Genomic DNA, 20,759 nt, shown 5'->3' on the forward strand with positions numbered 1-20,759 from the left:
GGCAAAATCGCTCGACAACTGACGATGAAAGGTGGCGGTTCGCACGATGTATGACCAGGTCAACACCGCCAGCGCGGCAGACCACACGGAAGTCGGTTCGCGCATCGATCCGGTGCTGGCTCGTAGCTGGTTGTTGGTCAATGGTGCGCACGCCGATCGGTTCGAATCGGCGGAGCGTTCCCGCGCCGACATCGTGGTCCTCGACATCGAAGACGCCGTAGCGCCCAAGGACAAGGACGCCGCGCGCGAACACGTCGTGCGCTGGTTGAGCGACGGACACAGCGACTGGGTTCGGATCAACGGGTTCGGCACCCCGTGGTGGGCAAAAGACATCGCCCAACTGGCGGATACCGGGGTGGGCGGGGTGATGCTGGCGATGGTCGAGTCGGTGGACCACGTCACCGAGACGGCCAGGCGGCTGCCCAACGTGCCGATCGTGGCGTTGGTGGAAACGGCCCGGGGGCTGGAGCGCATCACCGAAATCGCCGCTGCCAAAGGCACTTTCCGTCTGGCGTTCGGTATCGGCGACTTCCGGCGAGACACCGGCTTCGGTGAAGATCCCACCACGCTGGCCTACGCACGGTCGCGATTCACCATCGCGGCAAAGGCCGCCGGGTTGCCGAGCGCGATCGACGGTCCGACCATCGGATCCAATCCGCTCAAGCTCATCGAGGCGACCGCGGTGTCCGTCGAGTTCGGGATGACCGGCAAGATCTGCCTGTCGCCGGACCAGTGCGCGGTGGTGAACGAGGGGCTGTCCCCGTCTCAGGACGAAATCGGCTGGGCCAAAGAGTTTTTCGCAGAATTCGAACGCGACGGAGGGGAGATCCGCAACGGATCGGATCTGCCACGCATCGCCAGGGCCACCAAGATCTTGGAATTGGCTCGCTCGTACGGCGTCGAGGCCTCGGAATTCGAAGACGAACGGGTGCACGCGCCCGCGCCGACGGACACTTACCACTACTAGGTCTTCTAGGTGGCGGCGTAACCTGGTGTTCCCATGACGGCAGAGAGTCGGGTGCGGGTCGCCCGGATCTACGACGAGCCGGATCCCGATGACGGTCAACGGGTGCTGATCGATCGCATCTGGCCGCGCGGCATCCGCAAGGATGACCCGCGGGTGGGCATCTGGTGCAAAGACGTCGCACCGTCCAAGGAACTGCGCGAGTGGTATCACCACCACCTGGACAAATTCGACGAATTCGCTTCGCGCTACGGGGCGGAGCTGGAGGGCAACCCGGCGCTGGACGAACTGCGCGCGTTGGTACAGCGTGGGGTCGTGACCCTGGTGACGGCCGGTCGCCAGGCGCACGCCAGTCACGCGACCGTCCTGGCGGACGTGCTCAACAGGTAACGCCGAGCAGACGCGAAAGCCCTCGTCTAGCTGCGTGGCTCAGTAGTCGTATTGCGCGAGGGTGGGTTCGACTGGTCGGTGCGACCCGTCCAGGGAAACCGCCGCGGGAACCATTTCGCTGGTCACCAGTCCGTCGCGGGTGGTCAGTTCGTCGACGATGTTGAAGCTGCGTGCGATTGCTTCGGGGGTGTCGACGATGATGGTCATCGCCGGAACCTTGCGACCCAGCTGAAATAGCTTGTCGCCGTGCGGCTTATGGTCACCGACGAAGCCCCAGATGCCGCGCAGCGTCGTCGCACCGCGGGTTGTCTTGTTCTGCATCAGGTGCTGAATCAGCGCGCGGTGGATGGGCCGTCCCTCATAGAGCGTGGTTTCTGCGGTGTGCACCATCAGCTTCTGCCAAAGGGGGCGTCCCTGGCTATCGGTGGGCGGCAGCTCTTGCGGTCGGGCGAACCGCTCGCCGTCGCGTTTGCATAGTCGCACTCGTTCCACCGTAAGCAGCGGCTGGGGCAGTAGTGCGGCGAGTTCCGTTGCGGCGGCAGCAACCTGCTGAATCGATCCGACAGCGATGATCATCTGCGGGACGTTGACATTCCGGCCGAAGAACCTGGCCCGGTAACGCTCGCCGTATGCTGTTCCATCGACGCCGAGAAGCACTGTGGCCCCGGCGAATTGATGCCGGTGCAGGAGTTCGCAGATGGCGTGGTAGGCCGGAGTCCCGGCGACCCGCACCTGGCGGCCGACGTAGATGGTGAGCTTGGCGGCGTCCGCGGTCACGCCGTTGAGGTCGTCGAGTGCGGCGGCGCCGTTGTCTCGGGTGATCAGTCGGGCACGCTCGAGGGTGACCAGCCCGCGGTCGGTCATCGCCATCACGTCGTCGACCAGGGGCCGAATCTTCGACTCCACATCGACGGCCGCGACCGTCACCGGTGGGTCCTCGGACAGGCTCAACGATTGGTCGTCGCGTAGATCGCCCCTGGGGCCGAAACTTGTGGTGCCGCGCAACATTACGCTCGTTGCGACGCCCCGGGCGCCGAAGAGATCCAGCATCGAATCGGCGAGGAAGCGCCGTGGTTGTCCTAGGGTGCGCTGGCGTTCGCCGAAGTATGCGGTCAGCTTCAAGCTCTGCTCGCTCATACGAGCCCCGCGATCCATTGCCCCAGCAGCGCGGCGGCCAGGCCGAGCACCACGCTGACGGCGATATTGGCGAACGCCGGCAAGAGTTGACGTTCCTCGCCCAGTCGTTGGGTTTCCAACATCCAGGTCGAGAAGGTGGTGTAGGCGCCGACGAACGCGGTGCCGGCCAGTAGGGCCACGTCCTTGGGCAGCGCCAGCGCGCCGAGGAATCCCAGGAGTGCGGCGCCGGTGATGTTCACCGTCAGGGTGCCGTAGGGGAACGGCCTGGCCATGCGGCGGGCCACCGCGCGGTCGACCAGGAACCGCGACACGGACCCAATGCCGCCGATGACCATGACGCCCAGCCAAACCAGAGCCGTCGTGAGCGTCGCTGTCATCCGCGCACCCGTACCCGGCGCACCATGGTCGTGGCAAGGTGTGCCGCCAGCAGTCCTAGCGCGATGCTCACGACGGTGTAGGAGAAGGCTAGCGCCCAGTGGCCGTGTTCGATCATCCTGACGGTCTCCACCTGCATCGTCGAGAAGGTGGTGAGTCCGCCGCACAGTCCGGTGCCGAGCGCCGGGCGTCGGTAGCTGGACAACGGCAGGCGTTCCAGCAACCGAGTGGTGAAGTAGCCCAGCAGGAAGGCCCCCACGATGTTGACGGTGAAGGTGGGCCACGGCCACCGTGCCGGGTCGGGCGCGGTGAGTTCGGCGAGGGCGGCGCGGGTGACAGCCCCTATGGCTCCGCCGGCGAAAATCGCTGCCAACTCCCGGTAGTCACGGCGTGCCACTGGTTGTTTCCCTTCGCTGTGCCGAGTGCGTGCCTACGCAGCGTAGGGCGGTAGGGCGCCCCTACGGGCAGAATTGTTACCCATGGCCCACCCGCGCGCCGGACAACCGGCTCAGCCCGAAGACCTTGTAGACCTGCCGCACCTGGTGACGGCGTATTACTCGGTGACGCCCGATCCCGACGACGTCGCCCAGCAGGTGGCGTTCGGCACGTCGGGGCATCGTGGCTCCGCGCTGAACGGAGCGTTCAACGAGGCCCACATTCTGGCCATCACCCAGGCCATAGTCGAATATCGCGCGGCCCAGGGCACCACCGGACCGTTGTTCATCGGCCGTGACACGCACGGTCTTTCGGAGCCCGCTTGGGTGTCGGCCCTGGAGGTGCTCGCGGCCAACGACGTGGTGGTCGTCGTCGACTCGCGCGACCGGTACACGCCGACGCCGGCGATCAGCCACGCCATCCTGACCTACAACCGCGGCCGCACCGACGCGTTGGCTGACGGGATCGTGGTGACCCCGTCGCACAATCCGCCGTCCGACGGGGGCTTCAAATACAACCCTCCGCATGGGGGTCCGGCGGGCAGCGACGCGACGGGAGCGATCGCGCGGCGCGCCAACGAGATTCTTCGCGCGGGTCTCGACTCGGCAGTGCAGCGCGTTCCGTTCGCGCGTGCGCTGGCGGCCGCCGAGCGTCACGACTATCTGGGCACCTACGTCGACGACCTTCCCCACGTCGTGGATCTTGCGGCCATCCGGTCCGCCGACGTTCGAATAGGTGCCGATCCGCTGGGCGGTGCCAGTGTGGATTACTGGGGTGCTATCGCCGAGCGGCATGGGCTGGATCTGACCGTGGTCAACCCGCTCGTCGACGCGACGTGGCGGTTCATGACGCTCGACCACGACGGCAAAATCCGGATGGACTGCAGTTCGCCGGACGCGATGGCCTCGCTGATCGCCAACAGGGATCACTATCAGATCGCCACCGGCAATGACGCCGACTCTGACCGGCACGGCATCGTCACCCCGGACGAGGGACTGCTGAATCCGAACCACTACCTGGCGGTGGCCATCGATTATCTCTACACGCACCGGCCATCGTGGCCCGCCGATGTCGGCGTCGGGAAGACCGCGGTCAGTTCGTCCATCATCGACCGGGTGGTCGCCGGAATTGACCGTTCGCTGGTGGAAGTGCCGGTCGGGTTCAAGTGGTTCGTCGACGGGTTGATCGGCGGCACGATCGGTTTCGGCGGCGAGGAGTCGGCGGGCGCGTCGTTCCTGCGCCAGGATGGCTCGGTGTGGACCACGGACAAGGACGGCATCATCCTTGCGCTGCTGGCCTCCGAGATCCTGGCGGTCACCGGCAAGACACCGTCGCAGCGGTACCAAGAGCTGGCTGCGACCTATGGTGCGCCGACGTATGCGCGGGTGGATGCGCCGGCGGACCGCGAGCAGAAGGCACGCCTGGGACGGTTGTCGGCCGAGGAGGTCACCGCGACCGAAATGGCTGGTGAGCCGATTGTGGCGAAGTTGACCACTGCGCCGGGCAACGGTGCCCCGCTCGGCGGACTGAAGGTGACGACGGCCAATGCGTGGTTCGCTGCGCGCCCGTCGGGCACCGAGGACGTCTACAAGATCTATGCCGAGTCGTTCCTCGGGCCCGAGCACCTGGGCGAGGTGCAGAAGACGGCACGGGAAGTGGTCAACCAGGCGATCGGGTAGGGGCGTTTCGGCTGCTTGGGCCGCTGCTTGGGCCACGTTTGCCCCACCAGTCACATTGGCACCTCGCGGGAATTGGCATGTTCTTTTGGAATGCGCTATCGCCCGTGCTAGCACCGGCTCTGTCACCTGCGACTTTGAACCCGACTAGGCTGTGGTGTAGCTTCGATGGGCACGACATTCTGGGGCTATGGCGCAGCTGGTAGCGCACCACACTGGCAGTGTGGGGGTCAGGGGTTCGAGTCCCCTTAGCTCCACCCTTTGAGTTGCGCTTACAGTAAAAATCTGACCGTATGACAAACGGTTTGACAAACGGTCAGGGTTCAGCGCAGGACTTCTGGGCGTCGATGCGACCCCGAAAACGAGCCAACGGCGACACCTCCTACGCGGTGCTCTACCGCCTCGACGGCGGTCAGCGGACGCTTACATTCCGCGACGAGCGTCAGGCCGAAGCGTTCAAGTCCGCCATCAAGGCACATGGCATCCACCGTGCGCTATCCATGCATGGGTACGAGGTAGCGCGCTCGGAAGAATCCAGCACACCGCCGGTGACTGTTGCTCAGTGGTGCCGTCACCACAATGCCCACCTGACCGGAGTCGAGCAGTACACCCTCGACACCTACGACAGGTATCTCCGGTTAGATATTGAGCCAAGTCTGGGGGACATCCCCCTGGCAAGGCTGACCGAGGAACATCGCCACTTGGGTCAAGCGCATGGAGACCACCAAGTCGACCAAGACAGGCCGCGTGCCGAGTGCCAAGACGTTGAAGAATCGGCACGGCTATCTGTCCGGTGCCCTGGGTGCTGCGGTGAGCAAGGGCTTGATTCCGGCCAATCCGGCTGCGGGTCGGCGGTTGCCAAGGGCTACCACCGAAGCCGACGATGACGAGCTGAGAATGCTGTCGCGCGACGAGTTCGACCGCCTGGTTGCTGCCATGATCCCCGAGTACGGGCCGTTAGTGAACTTCCTGGTGGCGAGCGGGTTCCGCTGGGGTGAGGCGGTGGCGGTCAAGCCGTCCGACATTGACCGGGAGACCTGCACCGTCAAGGTGCGGCGCAGCTGGAAATACTCGTCGTCGGGCTACACCATCGGTCCACCCAAGACGAAGCGCAGTCGGCGGACCATCAACGTTCCGGCGGACGTGCTGGACCAACTGGACTACACCGACGAGGACGCCTGGGTGTTCCGCAACGCGCTGGGCGGACCGGTGCGGTATCCGGCTTTTCGGACAATCTGGGACCGGGCAGTGGCCAAGCCAAGCTGGACCCACCGCCCACGCCGCACGATCTGCGGCACACATGCGCATCCTGGCTGATCGCCGCCGGGGTCCCGCTGGTGACGGTGAGCCGCCATCTGGGTCATGAAAGCGCCCAACTGACCGCCAATGTCTACACCGACGTCGACCGGAGTGCTCACCAGGTCGCCGCCGACACGATGGCCAAGCTGCTGAATCCGAAGAACCCCAAGAAAAAAGCAGCGCATGAATTTGGAAAAAACTATAGGGCTGCGCTCACCATGTAGTTCCCATGCTCAGCGTCCAGGAATAGGTGGAGGCCTCTTTTTGCAGGGACCTCCACCAAGCTGGGCTACCCGGTAACCCGGTTCGGCTTGGTCAACATCCAGCCGGGGGAAGGGGTTTTCCCAAAATGATTTCGACTACCCATCACCACGACGGCACCGAGCTGTTCGACTTGCGGTTCTTGCACGCCCGGCAGAACATCGGGTTCTGCCGCGAATGCGAGAACTTGGTTGACCTGGGCGATCCCGCACAGGTGGGGTCACTGTGGGCCTTGGCTCACCGGGTCCTGTTCTGCAGGGCGACAGGGATCTACTGGTCGCTGTAGCCAGCCTGATTGAGGGCGGGCATCCCAGGGTGAAAACATCCTGGGATGCTCGTTCCCGCTGTAGGCACAGTGCCATTTGCCCGCTGAATGCCCAAAGTGAGTGCCTGAGAGAATGGCGCTGTGTCAAGGCTCGAGAAGATTGTTGACGCCGCTACGTCCAGCGCGACACCGATTGCTGAACTGCTGCGCATGACGAAGGTCATCGCGGCGCGAATGGAGACACCGCCATTAATTGATTGGGTCGAGTACGAGCTTGGCGGCTACCCAGAAGACGCGGTGATTCCTGACTATCGTGGACCGTTCCCAACCCACGTGCTTAGCGTTTGGTCGGGACCGATGAGTTCAGTGCTCACCAACGTTCCGATCCCATCGTCGGCTGTGCCGCAGGGGTTGCGGGATGCCGGTGCCTTTGAAGTCGATTTCCGCCAGTCGGTCAGCGAGTTGGCGCGGTTAGCCCAGCAAGAAGAAATGCTGCCGTACGGGTGGGGTCCAGACGTGGTAGGACTTCTCAACGGCGACATGATGAGAGGTGAACTCCCAAACCTGCAGGGGATCGCACCCCTGCACGGCATCGTTTCAGCTTCCAGGCAGGTATCCCCGGCAGTAATCGGCTCTGTACTTGATAACGTCCGGACCCGCGTCCTCGACCTGGCGTTGGAGTTCGAAAAGGTTGCACCCGACGCCGGAGAGCCGGGAGCAAAACCGGCAGACCAGACCACAATTAACCACATCACCACCATCATCTACGGCCATGACAACACTGTGGCGGTCCAAGGCTCTGCCGTGGGTCAGCACGTGACAGTGCAAGCTGGCGACCTCGACAGCCTGACCAAGGCCCTTAGTCAATTAGGTTTGCGGACTGAGGATGTCGCCGAACTCAAGCATGCGATTCAGGATGACGAAGCCGACGAGGACACACCCAAAGGCCAACAGGGGGGCGCGTCAAGAAGTTCCTAGGCAAGGTGGCCCTCGGGGGCGTTGCGGCAGCTGGAAAAGATGCCGTCAAAGAGGGGATGGCCATGGTCGGCGAACTGGTTCGCCATTATTACGGTATCGGCGGCTGAAGGTCTGCCTATTGAATCCGCCGTAGACGGGCACGGGATCGCGGACTGAGGCTTTCGGCGAATGAGACCGCCTCCTGCTTTGGTGCCGGAGACTTTTCGGGCTCGGGACTGGACATTGCACCTACCACTCGCAGGTGCCGGTCAACCACCGGCACCTCGTCATATTCCGGCGGCAGCTCCGGGCCGGGGTCGTCTGGGTGTTGCGGCTCGATCATGCCGACCTCCGCAACCACGGCTTCTCGGCGTAGAACTCACGGCGTTGCTGAATCTGTCGGCTCACCGTGCCCCAATCCTCGGCAGCCGAAATCGCCTTACTGGCATCACATCTGGCTTGCTGGGCAAGCTCCAGATGCAATGCCCAGTGCTGACCAGCGTTAAGCACCGCCGCGATCTTCGCCGGATCGTCATCCGCTAACGCGCACCACTCGGGCGACCCAACTGTTGGGAAATAACCGCCGACACGATCTAGGTGTGGCTGCACAAACTCGTTGACAGCGGACCAGTTGACGGACCGCGCCAAGGTCGGATTCATGCCGCAGCCCCCCGGCGTGTGGGACGGCCTAGCTTGCGCCCGTTTCGCACAGCATCGGCCATGTTCTGCTTGCGAGTGCCGTAGCGCAGGTTGGTAAGTCTGCAATCGTCTCGAACATCGTTCCAGTGCAATACTTCTTGGCCATCAGGGCATGGACCTAGAAAGGTCAAAGCAACAATCTGGTGCACGGCAACCGCTGTGCCCCTACCGTCCCGCCACAAATTTACGTGCGGATAGCCGAGGTGCAGACGCGGGCGAAGGGGCCTGCCACGCAACCGCGTTGGACCATTGGGATGGTTTATCAAGCGATCCAGAGACCTTATTCGGCCATGGCTGGATGCTTGGTAAATTCCGGCGTAGCCCGGAACGTCAGCCCAAAGTTCATATACAGCAGACACGTTCATGGGGATTTCCCTTTCTTGGTGCGCCCCATGACCCATGCCGTAGGCTTGTCTTGACGCATTCGCAGTGTGGTCAGTACCCGCGCCGAGAGGATCTCCTTGGCGCGGGTACTTTTCTATCCGCTCAAGTTCACAATTCCGACCGTAGCTGGCCTAAGGGCGTTGAGCACTGTTTGCCGCAGTGGTGCAACTTGTTTCAAATGCCAGGAAGCTGGCATTTATTTGGCCCGGAAGGCGAACTCGTCACCGCCCGATTCGCTATCCACGACGGTTTCACCAAAGGGATGATCAAAGACGGGGCACGGTTAGAGACAATCAAGATTCTGAAATACGCCAAAGCGACGTACCCAAATGCTGCTCAGGTCACTGTCGAAGGCACTTTCCCGATGACAGATCAATACGGGAACACCTCGAACGACATCGTCGTCAACGTTATTTATGAGCGGTCAACGCTGGACAAGATCAACTTCGATGGGGTGAGCAAGGACCGGATCTGGGAGATCCGCGACTCGGGTTTTATTGCCCCAGATTTCCGGCCCTAGCCGTTCTAGCCTGGCCCGAAAAATTTGGCTTAGGCCGCGCCGGGGCATTTGGTTGCAACGGCCCACCGCAGCATCTTGTAGCCATCGGCGTCGTTGGCAACGATTTCACGCGGAAATGACGAGACGAGTTCGGTGACCACGCGCTGGGGCGTCCAGTGCTCCTGTACAAGAAGCTGGCAGATCGAAGTCGCAAGGCCATCGTTGTATTGGTCGCCGGGGTCGGCATGTGCGGACACGGCCAGCGTGGGCATGACGCCCATGGCGACGGTCGCCATGAAGGCGGCGACAATGGGTTTTCGCTGGTTGGTCATGCGACGGAGGCTAGCTCGGTAATGCCTTGGGGTGAAGTGCAGTTTGTCGCGTTTGTCATTGACAAACGGTCGCCGTGTTTCCCCAGGTCACCGGAGGTCTGTAGAGGTCTGACAAACTAATTTGCCGAACGAGTTTCCGCAGGTTAAGGGCAATTTCCTGCAATTTATGTAGTGGTTCGAGTCCCCTTAGCTCCACCAGAAGACCGCTGATCAGAGCACCAAAGCGGCACTACGAAACCCGTGTCAATCGGTTGTCAACGAAACGCCGTGTTACAGGTGCGTGCTGTGACCATCATTTCCGTTCCCCGGGTTGCGCTTGTTTGACGCCGTCAATCCGTTCGAACTGAGTCCGTCGGCGCTCGTTGCGTTCGCCGATGACGGCGGGCGCCGAGCTGGTCGCCAGGGTCAGAAACGCGAGAACCGCCGCCGCTAACGAAGGACGACGCCGACCCGACGCTCGCTGTCGTCGAGGACAGCCAGCTGCAGCTGCGCGGGCCAACTTCGACGGCTGGCCCCAGTTCGGCGTTCGACCGGTTGTCGGCGCGCTGGCCGCTTCTCGCGTCCGGCTGCAGACGGCACGCTCTCGACGACCGTTAGCTGCTCCTGACGCATAGCCGGAAACCGGGCGCGCGGGTGATCTCGGCCTTCACGCCGGCAATGTTCGCGAACGCCTGCCATTCGCCACGCCGGAAGCTGCGCGCGATCGAGATTGCCCCGTCGGTGCGCGTGATGCTGTGCAGGCCGAGCAGTCGCGCCAGGACCGGAAACCCGTAGTACGGCAACACGCGCCGGTGCAGATCGGTGATATGCCAGCCCAGCTCGGCGTAAGTGTCGATCCAGCGCAGGAACCGGACAACCTGGTCGTCGCTCAGATGGTGCGTGAATTGCGAGCTGACGACGAAATCGTATGGAGCGTCAGGTCTGTGGTTGAACACGTCGCCGGTTAGGTAGCGGATAGGCATGTCGGGCGGCGTGGCAGCCCGCGCTGCTGCGGCGCTGCGCGGGTTTAGGTCGATTCCGTACAACTGGGCCCGCAGTCCGCGAGCGTCAGCCCAGCGGGCGATCGCGCGCAACAGGTCGCCGTAGCCGAACGCGACATCACAGACCGAGATCCACGCGCCGGCAGGCAGGCCGCAGGTCGCAGCGTTGAGCCAGCGAAGCGTCGGCTGGTGCGCGAACGTCAGCCGGTTAATGCGGTCGAGCTCGGTCAAGCAGCGCTGATACACCGCCAGGTCGGTGTCGTCGTCGTCGAGGGTTTCGGGAAACGTGCTGCGCATCGCGAGGACTGTCACGACTGGTCGCCGTCCTGCGCGATTAGGTACACGTCCTGGCGGCAGTGGACGCCGACCGACGCGTCGACGAATCCGCCGGGCTGCTCGCCGGTGCACGCCGGGTGTGTCCGTTCAACCGACATGACAAGTTCCTCTCGTCGAGACGGCCAGGCAACCGCCGCTCGGTCAGCAGGCGAATTGCTTGGCCAACCGACACGGCTGGTCAAGACGAACAGTAAGTACCGCTGCCCCCGCGCCGATACAGGGTTTTCCCTGGAGTTGACGGCGCCGCCGAGTCAGCCAAGTTCGTTTCTTCGAGCACAACCAGACCCACGCGATCAGTTGCGCGAATGTGTGATGCCCGTTGTCGAGGTAAGCGCAGACGCTGTCGGCGTCGATCGCCGCGTCGTGCGGGCTGCGATACGGGACGCCGCCGCGGTGGGACGCCGCAACCAACAACTGCTGCTTTTCCTCGGCCGCCGGATGCTGCTTCAGCATCGGGGCGCGGCGCGAGTCGAACTGCAGCGGCCGAGGATCGGCCGGGTAGTCGGCGATCGCGATTGACTCGGCCGCCAAGCCGAGCAGCTTCGGGAGCGCGTCGGCTATGGCCAGCGTGAGCCGCCAGGAACGATATTCGGCGGGTTCTGGGTTGCTGCCTACTGCGACCACGTGGCAACGGCCGACTGCGTCGCAGTTAGAACGGTTTCCGTGTCGCTGGTTGCCTTGTTGACATCGTCAATGACGTTTTGTGGCTAGTCGCTGAGTGTCCGGGGATGTCGGCAGGATGACTCCCGCTCCTTGGCTCCACAAGAAAACAGGCAATGGCGACCTTCTCAGGGCACGGGCTGGCCGTTGGTGCCGAGCGCCCCCGTCGGGCCGAAGAGTTCAGGCCACAAGTTCGGGATACCGCCACCTGCGCCGCCGTACCCGCCGTAGCCGGGCTTGTTACCCGGGAACGTCTGGTCGGCATCGCCGCCGGCGCCGCCGTTTCCGCCAGCGCCGAACAGCACCGCATCGCCGCCCCGGCCGCCGATCCCACCGATGCCGCCCGCCACCGCCGAGAAGCCGCCCGCACCGCCCGCGCCGCCGTTGCCGTACAGGAAGCCGCCTCGGCCGCCGAACCCGCCGGTGCCCGCGGCGTAAGGCACCCCGTTCAACATCCCCGCGGGTCCGCCTTTCCCGCCGGCACCACCGTTGCCGATCAGCCCGCCCGGGCCGCCCCAGCCGCCTTGGGCGCCGACCAAGGTGCTGTCGCCGCCGCGGCCGCCGTTGCCGTAGAGGATGCCGCCGGGGCCGCCGTTGGTGCCGATTCCGTTGACGGTGGTGGTGCCGTCGGCGCCGTCGCCGATGAGTGGCCGGCCGAGCGCGGCCAAGAACGGCGCATTGATCAGCGCCAGAAGCGGGTTGGCGTTTGCGGCTTCGGCGGCCGCATACGATGCCGCGCCCGCACTGATCAGCTGGGCGAATTGTTGATGGAATGTCGACGCCTGAGCGCTGATGGCCTGGAATGTCTGGCCGTGCTCGCTGAACAGGGCCGCGATTGCGGCCGACACTTCATCGGCCGCCGCCGCCAGCACTCCGGTAGTAGGGGCATTCGCCGCCGATGTCGCGGAGTGGACCGCCGCCCCGATACTCGCCAGGTCTGAGCCTGCTGCGGCAACGATTTCCGGCGCGATCAAGAATGCCATCCAATTCCCTTCCCCGAGCCCGAATCGGTTCTGTGACCAGCCTGCGGCTGGTGGTGTGTTGAATAGGTTCGCATGCCAGGTGCCGCTGGGGCCATCAACCCGCGATCATGAGAACCCGAATGGAAGCCAAACGCGATTGGCAGAACCTGATGCGTATCAGCTGGTTTGACCCAAATTGCCAAGCCAGTCAGGTAGAGCCGGCTTCCTTGCTTGCCGAGACACTGTGGAAACGATGGGAACACCACCGTCGAAGTCGAAGCCCTTCTGATGATTGGGCGGTTGGCAGGTTGCAGCGCCTTAATGGAGTTGACGTGTCGATACGAATGTAGCCAATGAAGCCTGGCGAATATATGCGCTGAGACCCTACGTGAGAATATATGGCTGATGTATGGACGGGTTTGCTATCGGTGAATTTAATGTATAAACCGTCTCAACAGTAGGACGGCGATTAAAGGTGTAATCGAGGTTTTTCCGCGGCGCGCTTAGTAAATTCGCCGGCGCGGCGACATTGCTGAGCGAGTTCCGCGGATTGGTCAGCGGTGGCTCGCATCGCCACCGCTAGTCCGGCACCAGGTGACATACGCGAGGGTCGTCGCCTGTACGAACACGCGCAGCTCGCGGAGGTCGCGGGCCGCCGGCCAGTGCCGTGCTTGACGCCTTCCACGGCCCCCATCAAGGAGTGTTTTGGTCAACCTGGCCGGAGTGCTACTTTCCAGTAAACGCCAAAATGGCGCGCTAAAATCAAAATGCCGTACCAATATGTTTTTCTTGGCCGAAAGTCAATGACTCTGCGTCTCAATTCTCTTAACTTGGTGTTTCAAAAATCCATGGATAGAGACTCACGTCACGAATACAAGGTTCATCGTAGCCGAAGTCTTGACATTTATTGCCTAATGCGCAACTTTGTTTAATTATGCCCGGAAGCGTCATTAAAGAAATCCCCGCCAAGCGGGTGACGCAGGGCGCAAGGGTGCACGCCGGGTCGTTCGCGATCCGTCCGCACTTCGGCGGGAGACGCCCACTCGGGACCCACGCCACCCGCCACGTCCGTCGAGTTGGGGCTGTGTGCAGGACCATCGGTCGGCTGTATCCGTCGCGGAGACACGCCCGCACCGACCGTACGCGTTTAGGTGGACCCCAAACATCCCGCCGGAACACACGTCGATCAAATCAGTTGTGCCCCTTAGCAGTCGTATCGCCTTGGAACGCTGGGCAGTCGATCCGTTCCGGTCACCAAGTGGGGCATGACCACGAAGCCGTACCCAACCTTGCTGTGCGATTCGCCTTCTAGGATCGCCAGCTCTGCTGCAGAAAGGTTGACACTCATGGTATTTCAGCATCCGCCGGTTGCGGTTGTTGGTGTGAGCGCCTTATTTCCTGGCTCGCCTGAAGCCGAACGTTTCTGGCGCAACATCGTCCAGGGGGTCGACCTGCTCTCAACGGTTCCGGAGTCGCACTGGCGAATCGATGACTATTACGACTCCGATCCGGGGGCACCGGACAAGGTATACGCCCGCCGCGGCGGATTCCTGCCCGATATCGACTTCTCGCCCATGGATTTTGGAATCCCACCAAATATTTTGCCGGCCACCGATAGTACGCAATTGCTAGCGCTGAGGGTCGCGCAGCAAGTATTGGAAGACGCTGCTGGCGGTGACTTCTCACAAATTGATCGCGAGCGTATCAGCGTGGTACTCGGCGCGTCCGGCGGCACTGAATTGACGATCTATATGAGCGGCCATCTGCACCGGCCGGTTTGGGAGCGCGGGCTTCGTGCTGCCGGTCTCACCGAATCTGAGATCGAGGCATTCGGTGAGCGCGTGATGTCGAACTACACCCCGTGGCAGGAGAACACCTTCCCCGGATTGCTCGGCAACGTCATCACGGGCCGAATCGCCAACCGGTTCGATCTGGGCGGTACGAACTGCGTCGTGGACGCGGCGTGTGCAAGCTCCCTGGCCGCTATCGAAGTTGGCCTCAACGAGTTGTACCTCGGCAAGGCCGACATGGTGATTGCCGGTGGTGTCGATGCATTCAACGACGCCTTCATGTTTATGTGTTTCTCCAAGGTCACCGCGCTGTCGCCCACGGGAGACTGCCGCCCCTTCTCGGATAAATCTGATGGCACCATGCTGGGCGAGGGGCTGGCGATGCTGGCGCTTAAGCGACTGGATGACGCCGAGCGCGATGGCGACCGGATCTACGCGGTGGTCCGCGGCATTGGCTCGTCCTCGGATGGACGGGCGAAAAGCATCTACGCACCCAGTCCGGCCGGTCAGGCGAAAGCACTTCGTCGTGCCTATGCTGCGGCAGGCTACGGTCCGGACACGGTTGGGCTGGTCGAAGCACATGGCACAGGTACCAAAGCCGGCGATCTTGCCGAGTTCTCAGCGCTGCGTGATGTTTTCGAGGCGTCGGGTCGGATGGACCCACAGTGGTGTGCTCTTGGCTCAGTCAAGTCACAGGTAGGGCACACCAAGGGTGCCGCAGGAGCGTGTGGCTTGTTCAAGGCTGTGATGGCGCTGCACCACAAGACCTTGCCGCCAACCATCAAAGTTGACCAACCCAATCCCGCCCTCGAGATAGAGCAGTCGCCGTTCTACATTTCGACACAGGCCAAGCCATGGATTTCCGACAAGGACATTCCGCGGCGCGCATCGGTAAGTTCGTTTGGCTTCGGCGGAACGAACTTTCACGTCACACTGGAGGAGTACGCGGGTGCGGGGAACCGCGCATGGCGATCCCGTTCCTGGGACTCTGAACTGATAGTGCTCGGCGCGAATTCAGCAGTGGCACTCGCCGATCAAGCCGCTCGTCTATCGGCTTCGTTGGTTGACAGTCCCGACATGCTCAGCTACATCGCCCGACAGTCCCAAACCGCCTACGATGCGTCGCAGCCACACCGCCTAGCCGTCGTCGCCGACAGCGTTTCAAACTTGCAGTCAATGCTCGGTGAAGCAGCGGCGAAACTTGAAACACCCCATCTCGCGGCCTCCTTCAGCTCCCCAAGGGGATACTTCTATTCGGCACGGCAGAGCGGGCCAGTAGCACTGCTCTTCCCCGGACAGGGCAGTCAGTACCTCGGCATGGGTGCGGACATCCCGCAGCTCTTCGAGCCGGCGTTGTCGCCGTGGGAACGTGCCCGCGCTCAGTTGTTGAACGCCGATCGCGACCTGCACCAGGTTGTCTGGCCAAAGGCGGCATTCACCGATGGTGATCGTGCGCAGCAGATCGCCGAGTTGACCAAGACCGAGTGGGCGCAACCAGGAATCGGTGCGCATAGTTTGAGTCTGCTCTCGGTGCTCCGTGCCCTTGGTATTACGCCCATCGCCGTGGGCGGCCACAGTTTCGGTGAGATAAGCGCAGTATGTGCCGCTGGTGTTTTCGACGAAGAGATGGCTCTGCAGATCGCACGTGCTCGCGGTGCTCTGATGGCTCAAGCGGCGGCAAACAGCGATGGGGCCATGTGCGCGGTGGCGGCACCTGCCGAACAAGTCCGCAAGCTGATCGAACACTGGGGGCTTTCTGTAGTGATCGCCAACCACAACGCGCCCAATCAGGTTGTGCTGTCGGGCGACAGGGCTGCCGTAGACGCCGCCACACAACGATTGCGCGAGGTGGGTTTGAACCCGCGTCAACTCGATGTCGCCACTGCATTTCATTCGTCGATCGTCAGCTCGGCAGCAGCCCCCTTCGCCGCGTTCCTCGCCGGCATTCCCTTTGGCACACCGCAAGTGCCCGTCTATGCCAACGCGACGGCGCAGCCTTACACCGGTGACGCGCAAGAAATGCGGACCACACTCGCCAACCAGATTGCTCAGCCAGTGCGGTTCTTCGAACAAATTCAAGCGATGTGGCAGGCGGGCGCTCGCACCTTCGTCGAGGTTGGTCCCGGCAGTGTGCTGACCGGTCTCGTCGGCATGTGTCTTCCTGACCAGGAGCATGCCGCAGTATCCCTGGATGTTAAGGGCAGAAATGGCATTCGATCGCTATGGATCGGATTGGCCCAACTCGTGGCGGCCGGCATCGAAATGAATTTCGAGCCGCTGTGGGCCGATTACCGGCTTGGTGACGACCCGCGTACTCGTCCAAAACCCAAGCTGACCATCAAGATCAACGGGTCCATCTACGGAAAACCAGACGTAAGCAACGAGCCGCTGAGACGGCCAACAGACATCAGAGCAACCGCGCACAACGGTCAGCACGGCAACAAAACCAAGACCGAACTGGAGACCATAGTGAAGTCATCGGAATCAATCGCATCCGTCGCCCACCTCAACGGGATAGCATCTTCGGCCGCCGTGCCGCCTCCGGTAACCCGGACCGTCACTCCGGTGATGCACTCGAAATCTACTGGGGCGGCGCTCAACGGCAATGGTGCTAGCCCGCGTTCGTCTGCCACGGCGACCCTTCCTGCTTCCTCCGGCGTTGATACCACTGAACCTGCCCGTGGCGTGCTAACCCTGGATGCGGGCGTGGTGACCGAGATAGCCGCGGCGCTAGCAAACCTGCAGAAGGCCATCGGACATCTCCAGGGACTCGTGCAAGGTTGCGTATCCCAGGCTGCGGTGGCTGCACCTCCGGCTGCGGCTCCCACCACCAACGGACATGGGACATCGATAATTTCTGTGCCGCCGAAGGTTTCGGTTGCCAGTAATGGTGCGTCGGTAATGCCTGCGCCGCCGACCAGCGCGTCCATGCCGTCGGTCGCTGGCAACGGCGCATCGGCGCTGCCTGCGCCGCCGCCGGCCATCCCGCCGGTGCCCCCGGTGGCCATGCCTGTCCCACCAGCGGCCGCGCCTGCGCCAACAACGGCCTTGCCCGTGTCGCCGGTGTCTGCGCCGTCGGCTGACAACGCGGAGTTGGTTGGGCAGATGTTGGCTGTGGTGTCGGAGAAGACGGGTTATCCGGTCGAGATGCTGGATTTGTCGATGGCGTTGGAGTCTGACCTGGGGATCGATTCGATCAAGCGGGTTGAGATTTTGTCTGCGGTGCAGGAGCGGATGCCCGGTTTGCCGGAGGTCGATACCGCGACGATGGGCAGCTTGGTGACGTTGCAGGAGATCGTTGACTACCTGCATGGGTTGACCGCATCGACAACGCCTGTGCCGCCAGTGGTTTCGGCTCCCAGCAACGGTGCGTCGGCGATGCCTGTCCCGGCGCCTGCCGCGCCGTCGGCTGATAACGCGGAGTTGGTTGGGCAGATGTTGGCTGTGGTGTCGGAGAAGACGGGTTATCCGGTCGAGATGCTGGATTTGTCGATGGCGTTGGAGTCCGACCTGGGGATCGATTCGATCAAGCGGGTCGAGATTTTGTCTGCGGTGCAGGAGCGGATGCCCGGTTTGCCGGAGGTCGATACCGCGACGATGGGCAGCTTGGTGACGTTGCAGGAGATCGTTGACTACCTGCATGGGTTGACCGCACCGACAACGCCTGTGCCGCCAGTGGTTTCGGCTCCCAGCAACGGTGCGTCGGCGATGCCTGTCCCGGCGCCTGCCGCGCCGTCGGCTGATAACGCGGAGTTGGTTGGGCAGATGTTGGCTGTGGTGTCGGAGAAGACGGGTTATCCGGTCGAGATGCTGGATTTGTCGATGGCGTTGGAGTCCGACCTGGGGATCGATTCGATCAAGCGGGTTGAGATTTTGTCTGCGGTGCAGGAGCGGATGCCCGGTTTGCCGGAGGTCGATACCGCGACGATGGGCAGCTTGGTAACGTTGCAGGAAATCGTCGATTACTTGCATGGGTTGACCGTGACCGTTCCGAAAGGCAGTCCACCGGTCCCAGCACGTCCGCCCACTCCCAACGACACACGGGTCGGTGAGCGCCTCCCTTTTGAGTTAGCCGGAGCAGCGATCGCCCGCTACGCGGTACGCGCAGTCGCTGCTCCGGCCAGCGGGATGGGGATGCCAGGCCTGCATGACGTCGCGGAAGTTCAGATTGTCGCGACCCAGGACGCTACGGAAGAAATTGGCGTTGCATTGGCGGCGAAGCTGCGCGAACAAGGCGTTGCAGCCACAGTGGTGGCCCAACCCAGCGCAAACGCCGAGGCGGTGATCCACCTCGGGGGGCTGCAGCGAACGGCCACCCGTGAGGATGCGCTGGACATCAACCGGGCCGTCTTTGCAGACGCGCTGCGTATCGCTGCCGAATACCAGGAACGTGGCGGAGTCTTCATCACCGTCCAGGACACAGGCGGGACGTTCGGATTGCTCACCGAGCCGGGTCCGCGCGCGTGGGTCGCCGGCATCGCCGCCCTCGCCAAGACTGCCGCACAAGAGTGGCCCAAAGCTCAGGTCAAGGCGATCGACATCGCATTCGAGCAGCAATCTCCGATTGCCGTAGCCGAACACATCGCTCAAGAGATATTTGCCGGCGGCGTTGAACTGGAAGTGGGTCTGGGAGGCACCTACGGCCGGGTCACCGTCGTCGCAGACCCAAGGCCGGTGAGCACTCGTACGTGGCGCGTTGGCCGAAGTGACGTGATCATCGTGTCGGGTGGCGGTCGGGGCGTGACCGCAGCTTCGTTGATCGCCCTAGCCAAGGAAACTCAGGCCAGTTTCGTCTTGATAGGGCGTACCGAACTCAACGACGAACCAGCCATTGTCCAGGGCGTCACCACCGAAGCCGAAATGAAACGGGCGCTATTGAATGATGCCGTGGCCCATGGGATTAAGCTCACCCCAAGGCAATTGGAACAACAGGTGCAGCGTATCCTGGCCGATCGCGAAGTGCGCGCGACCCTAGCCGCCCTGACCGCCGCCGGCTCCCGGGTCCGCTATGCCGCGGTTGATGTACGTAACGTGCCGCAACTCGATGCGCTTCTCGATGACGTGCGAGCCGATTTCGGACCTATCACAGGTATGGTCCACGGTGCTGGTGTGTTGGCCGATGCGCCTTTGCACCGAAAGACACTGGACGGATTCGATCGTGTCTTCGGGACAAAAGTTGGTGGTCTTGGTGCGTTGCTGGACGCGACTGCCACCGATGCGCTGAAGTTCATCTGCCTGTTTTCGTCTGTCGCTGCGCGTACCGGAAATATCGGACAAAGCGATTACGCCATGGCCAACGAAGTACTCAACAAAGTTGCGTTGGCAGAGCAGGCTCGTCGCGGGCCATCCTGTCTTGTCAGGGCATTGGGATGGGGTCCATGGGATTCCGGCATGGTCACGCCGAATCTCAAGGCGTTGTTCGAATCGCGTGGTCTTACATTGATCGCCCTCGCAGACGGGGCACGGGCATTTGTCTCAGATGTACTGGATGGAGAGATCGACAATCCCGAAGTGACGCTGGGACAGGGCATAGTTGCCGGACTGCCAACTCATCCGATAACTGCCGAAGGGCGATCCGCACGCGTGCTGGCACACGTCGCACGGCAGCGTCAGTTGCTCGATCATCGAATTCAGGGCAACGTCGTTCTTCCGATCGTGCAAGCTCTCGAGTGGATGGTGCGGCTGAGCGAAGCCTGCCAGCCTGGGCTGCGCATGGTTCGTGTTGTCGACCTCCAAGTGCTGCGTGGCGTGACATTGCACAATTTCGAGCAGCATGGTGACTCGATGTTGCTGCGGTGCGTGCCCGCGCCGGATCGGCCGGATCGACTGACGTGCGGCCTGCTCGACAGCTCAGGATCGAAGAGCTACTACTCCGCAGCGGTCGAAATGGGTTCCGAATTGCCTAAGCTACCGATCCTTTCGATGCTGCCACCAGTCAGCGGTGAGCAGCTGGACGGTGACAGCTACTACGGGTCGGGCCTGCTCTTCCACGGCCCGGCATTTCAGGTCGTGGACAGCATGGTCTGTGGCGATTCGACAGCTACGGCATCCCTGTCGGGGCTGACCACGGTGGGTTGGCAGGGCGAAGGTTGGGCTACGGATCCTGCGGCGCTAGACGGTTGTCTTCAACTGGCATTGGTGTGGAGCTTTCACCGGATCGGCCGCCACGTGTTGCCAATGAAGATGGGTGAGTTCGTGCGCTACCGGGCCGGCGCCCTGCCCGGCACGCTGCGGTGCGAACTCTCCAACGGCGACGCGAGTGGCAACCGAGCCGTGTGTGACCTCGACCTGGTGAACTCGGAGAATCGCGTGGTTGCCAGCTTCAGACGGCTCGAGATGTACCCCTACGGCGGTTAAT

17 protein-coding genes, 1 tRNA gene and 2 pseudogenes are annotated in these 20,759 nt (G+C 62.6%); 10 read left to right on the forward strand and 10 right to left on the reverse strand.

Annotation, left to right across the window (positions count from 1 at the left end; genetic code table 11):
* The first annotated feature begins 46 nt into the window (after nucleotides 1–46).
* Both G6N68_RS06985 and G6N68_RS06990 read left to right on the forward strand, forming a co-directional pair.
* The gene (locus G6N68_RS06985) at nucleotides 47–967 is read left to right on the forward strand and encodes an HpcH/HpaI aldolase/citrate lyase family protein (protein ID WP_163718292.1); all 921 of its coding nucleotides are present in this window, start codon (nucleotides 47–49) and stop codon (nucleotides 965–967) included.
* Between the two features lie 33 nt (nucleotides 968–1,000).
* Complete coding sequence (locus G6N68_RS06990) at nucleotides 1,001–1,354, forward strand: DUF488 domain-containing protein (protein WP_163709596.1); 354 nt, start codon at nucleotides 1,001–1,003, stop codon at nucleotides 1,352–1,354.
* A gap of 39 nt (nucleotides 1,355–1,393) precedes the next feature.
* On the opposite strand, the gene G6N68_RS06995 is transcribed toward G6N68_RS06990, so the two are convergent.
* From G6N68_RS06995 to crcB (G6N68_RS07005), 3 genes are read right to left on the reverse strand one after another with little or no spacing between them, the layout of a single operon-like run.
* Nucleotides 1,394–2,491 carry a DUF190 domain-containing protein gene (locus G6N68_RS06995; protein WP_163709599.1) on the reverse strand — a complete coding sequence of 366 codons (1,098 nt, stop codon included), beginning with the start codon at nucleotides 2,489–2,491 and terminating at the stop codon, nucleotides 1,394–1,396.
* Nucleotides 2,488–2,868 (reverse strand): fluoride efflux transporter CrcB, encoded by a 381-nt coding sequence (gene crcB / locus G6N68_RS07000; RefSeq protein ID WP_163709600.1) that lies wholly within the window; start codon nucleotides 2,866–2,868, stop codon nucleotides 2,488–2,490. Before crcB (G6N68_RS07000) ends, G6N68_RS06995 begins: the two co-directional genes overlap by 4 nt.
* Nucleotides 2,865–3,263 (reverse strand): fluoride efflux transporter CrcB, encoded by a 399-nt coding sequence (gene crcB, locus G6N68_RS07005; protein ID WP_163709602.1) that lies wholly within the window; start codon nucleotides 3,261–3,263, stop codon nucleotides 2,865–2,867. The genes crcB (G6N68_RS07000) and crcB (G6N68_RS07005) overlap by 4 nt, the downstream gene beginning before the upstream one ends.
* An 82-nt stretch (nucleotides 3,264–3,345) precedes the next feature.
* On the opposite strand from crcB (G6N68_RS07005), the gene pgm reads away from it, so the two are divergent.
* From pgm to G6N68_RS07030, 6 genes are all read left to right on the forward strand, one after another.
* On the forward strand, nucleotides 3,346–4,980 hold the full coding sequence (gene pgm, locus G6N68_RS07010; RefSeq protein WP_163709604.1) for a phosphoglucomutase (alpha-D-glucose-1,6-bisphosphate-dependent): 1,635 nt from the start codon (nucleotides 3,346–3,348) through the stop codon (nucleotides 4,978–4,980).
* A gap of 181 nt (nucleotides 4,981–5,161) precedes the next feature.
* Nucleotides 5,162–5,234 (forward strand) — tRNA-Ala (locus G6N68_RS07015).
* A 457-nt stretch (nucleotides 5,235–5,691) separates the two neighbouring features.
* On the forward strand, nucleotides 5,692–6,294 hold the full coding sequence (locus G6N68_RS30595; protein ID WP_240355412.1) for a tyrosine-type recombinase/integrase: 603 nt from the start codon (nucleotides 5,692–5,694) through the stop codon (nucleotides 6,292–6,294).
* On the forward strand, nucleotides 6,291–6,500 hold the full coding sequence (locus G6N68_RS30600; RefSeq protein WP_240355689.1) for a hypothetical protein: 210 nt from the start codon (nucleotides 6,291–6,293) through the stop codon (nucleotides 6,498–6,500). The genes G6N68_RS30595 and G6N68_RS30600 overlap by 4 nt, the downstream gene beginning before the upstream one ends.
* Before the next feature lie 125 nt (nucleotides 6,501–6,625).
* A complete protein-coding gene (locus G6N68_RS07025; protein ID WP_163709606.1) occupies nucleotides 6,626–6,823 on the forward strand; it encodes a hypothetical protein in 198 nt (65 codons plus the stop codon).
* A 120-nt stretch (nucleotides 6,824–6,943) separates the two neighbouring features.
* Entirely contained in the window at nucleotides 6,944–7,780 is an 837-nt protein-coding gene (locus G6N68_RS07030; protein WP_163709608.1) for an AbiTii domain-containing protein, read from the forward strand.
* Between the two features lie 318 nt (nucleotides 7,781–8,098).
* Here the strand turns inward: G6N68_RS07030 and G6N68_RS07035 are convergent, their stop codons facing one another.
* The gene (locus G6N68_RS07035; RefSeq protein WP_163709611.1) at nucleotides 8,099–8,419 is read right to left on the reverse strand and encodes a DUF2742 domain-containing protein; all 321 of its coding nucleotides are present in this window, start codon (nucleotides 8,417–8,419) and stop codon (nucleotides 8,099–8,101) included.
* Nucleotides 8,416–8,859, reverse strand: coding sequence for an NUMOD4 motif-containing HNH endonuclease (locus G6N68_RS32010; protein ID WP_371871546.1), 444 nt, complete (start codon nucleotides 8,857–8,859; stop codon nucleotides 8,416–8,418). The genes G6N68_RS07035 and G6N68_RS32010 overlap by 4 nt, the downstream gene beginning before the upstream one ends.
* A 188-nt stretch (nucleotides 8,860–9,047) precedes the next feature.
* Here G6N68_RS32010 and G6N68_RS07045 point away from each other — a divergent pair.
* Nucleotides 9,048–9,362: pseudogene (locus tag G6N68_RS07045) on the forward strand (DUF2510 domain-containing protein); the annotation flags it as partial.
* Nucleotides 9,363–9,391: 29 nt separating this feature from the next.
* Here the strand turns inward: G6N68_RS07045 and G6N68_RS07050 are convergent.
* The 5 genes and pseudogenes from G6N68_RS07050 to G6N68_RS31400 form a co-directional block, all read right to left on the reverse strand.
* Nucleotides 9,392–9,673, reverse strand: a complete 282-nt coding sequence (locus G6N68_RS07050; protein WP_163709620.1) for a hypothetical protein — start codon at nucleotides 9,671–9,673, stop codon at nucleotides 9,392–9,394.
* Nucleotides 9,674–10,266: 593 nt separating this feature from the next.
* A complete protein-coding gene (locus G6N68_RS07055; RefSeq protein WP_205351259.1) occupies nucleotides 10,267–10,884 on the reverse strand; it encodes a methyltransferase domain-containing protein in 618 nt (205 codons plus the stop codon).
* 77 nt (nucleotides 10,885–10,961) lie between these two features.
* Nucleotides 10,962–11,087: a hypothetical protein gene (locus G6N68_RS31395; protein ID WP_263992114.1), complete on the reverse strand. Its 126-nt coding sequence runs from the start codon at nucleotides 11,085–11,087 to the stop codon at nucleotides 10,962–10,964.
* A gap of 43 nt (nucleotides 11,088–11,130) precedes the next feature.
* Nucleotides 11,131–11,613: a hypothetical protein gene (locus tag G6N68_RS07060; RefSeq protein WP_163709626.1), complete on the reverse strand. Its 483-nt coding sequence runs from the start codon at nucleotides 11,611–11,613 to the stop codon at nucleotides 11,131–11,133.
* A 176-nt stretch (nucleotides 11,614–11,789) separates the two neighbouring features.
* A pseudogene (locus G6N68_RS31400) lies at nucleotides 11,790–12,632 on the reverse strand (PE family protein); the annotation flags it as partial.
* Between the two features lie 1,244 nt (nucleotides 12,633–13,876).
* On the opposite strand from G6N68_RS31400, the gene G6N68_RS07070 reads away from it, so the two are divergent.
* On the forward strand, nucleotides 13,877–20,758 hold the full coding sequence (locus G6N68_RS07070) for a type I polyketide synthase (protein WP_163709631.1): 6,882 nt from the start codon (nucleotides 13,877–13,879) through the stop codon (nucleotides 20,756–20,758).
* Nucleotide 20,759: the final 1 nt, after the last annotated feature.

The organism is Mycobacterium bourgelatii (assembly GCF_010723575.1).
GTDB lineage: Bacteria > Actinomycetota > Actinomycetes > Mycobacteriales > Mycobacteriaceae > Mycobacterium > Mycobacterium bourgelatii.

What these genes read in the sequence shown, in the direction of transcription:
- G6N68_RS07050 (WP_163709620.1), bottom strand. Translation starts at nt 9,673, where the DNA reads ATGACCAACCAGCGAAAACCCATTGTCGCCGCCTTCATGGCGACCGTC.
- pgm (WP_163709604.1), top strand. Translation starts at nt 3,346, where the DNA reads ATGGCCCACCCGCGCGCCGGACAACCGGCTCAGCCCGAAGACCTTGTA.
- G6N68_RS06995 (WP_163709599.1), bottom strand. Translation starts at nt 2,491, where the DNA reads ATGAGCGAGCAGAGCTTGAAGCTGACCGCATACTTCGGCGAACGCCAG.
- crcB (WP_163709600.1), bottom strand. Translation starts at nt 2,868, where the DNA reads ATGACAGCGACGCTCACGACGGCTCTGGTTTGGCTGGGCGTCATGGTC.
- G6N68_RS30595 (WP_240355412.1), top strand. Translation starts at nt 5,692, where the DNA reads ATGGAGACCACCAAGTCGACCAAGACAGGCCGCGTGCCGAGTGCCAAG.
- G6N68_RS07035 (WP_163709611.1), bottom strand. Translation starts at nt 8,419, where the DNA reads ATGAATCCGACCTTGGCGCGGTCCGTCAACTGGTCCGCTGTCAACGAG.
- G6N68_RS31395 (WP_263992114.1), bottom strand. Translation starts at nt 11,087, where the DNA reads ATGTCGGTTGAACGGACACACCCGGCGTGCACCGGCGAGCAGCCCGGC.
- G6N68_RS07070 (WP_163709631.1), top strand. Translation starts at nt 13,877, where the DNA reads ATGACCACGAAGCCGTACCCAACCTTGCTGTGCGATTCGCCTTCTAGG.
- G6N68_RS32010 (WP_371871546.1), bottom strand. Translation starts at nt 8,859, where the DNA reads ATGGGTCATGGGGCGCACCAAGAAAGGGAAATCCCCATGAACGTGTCT.
- G6N68_RS06990 (WP_163709596.1), top strand. Translation starts at nt 1,001, where the DNA reads ATGACGGCAGAGAGTCGGGTGCGGGTCGCCCGGATCTACGACGAGCCG.
- G6N68_RS06985 (WP_163718292.1), top strand. Translation starts at nt 47, where the DNA reads ATGTATGACCAGGTCAACACCGCCAGCGCGGCAGACCACACGGAAGTC.
- G6N68_RS07025 (WP_163709606.1), top strand. Translation starts at nt 6,626, where the DNA reads ATGATTTCGACTACCCATCACCACGACGGCACCGAGCTGTTCGACTTG.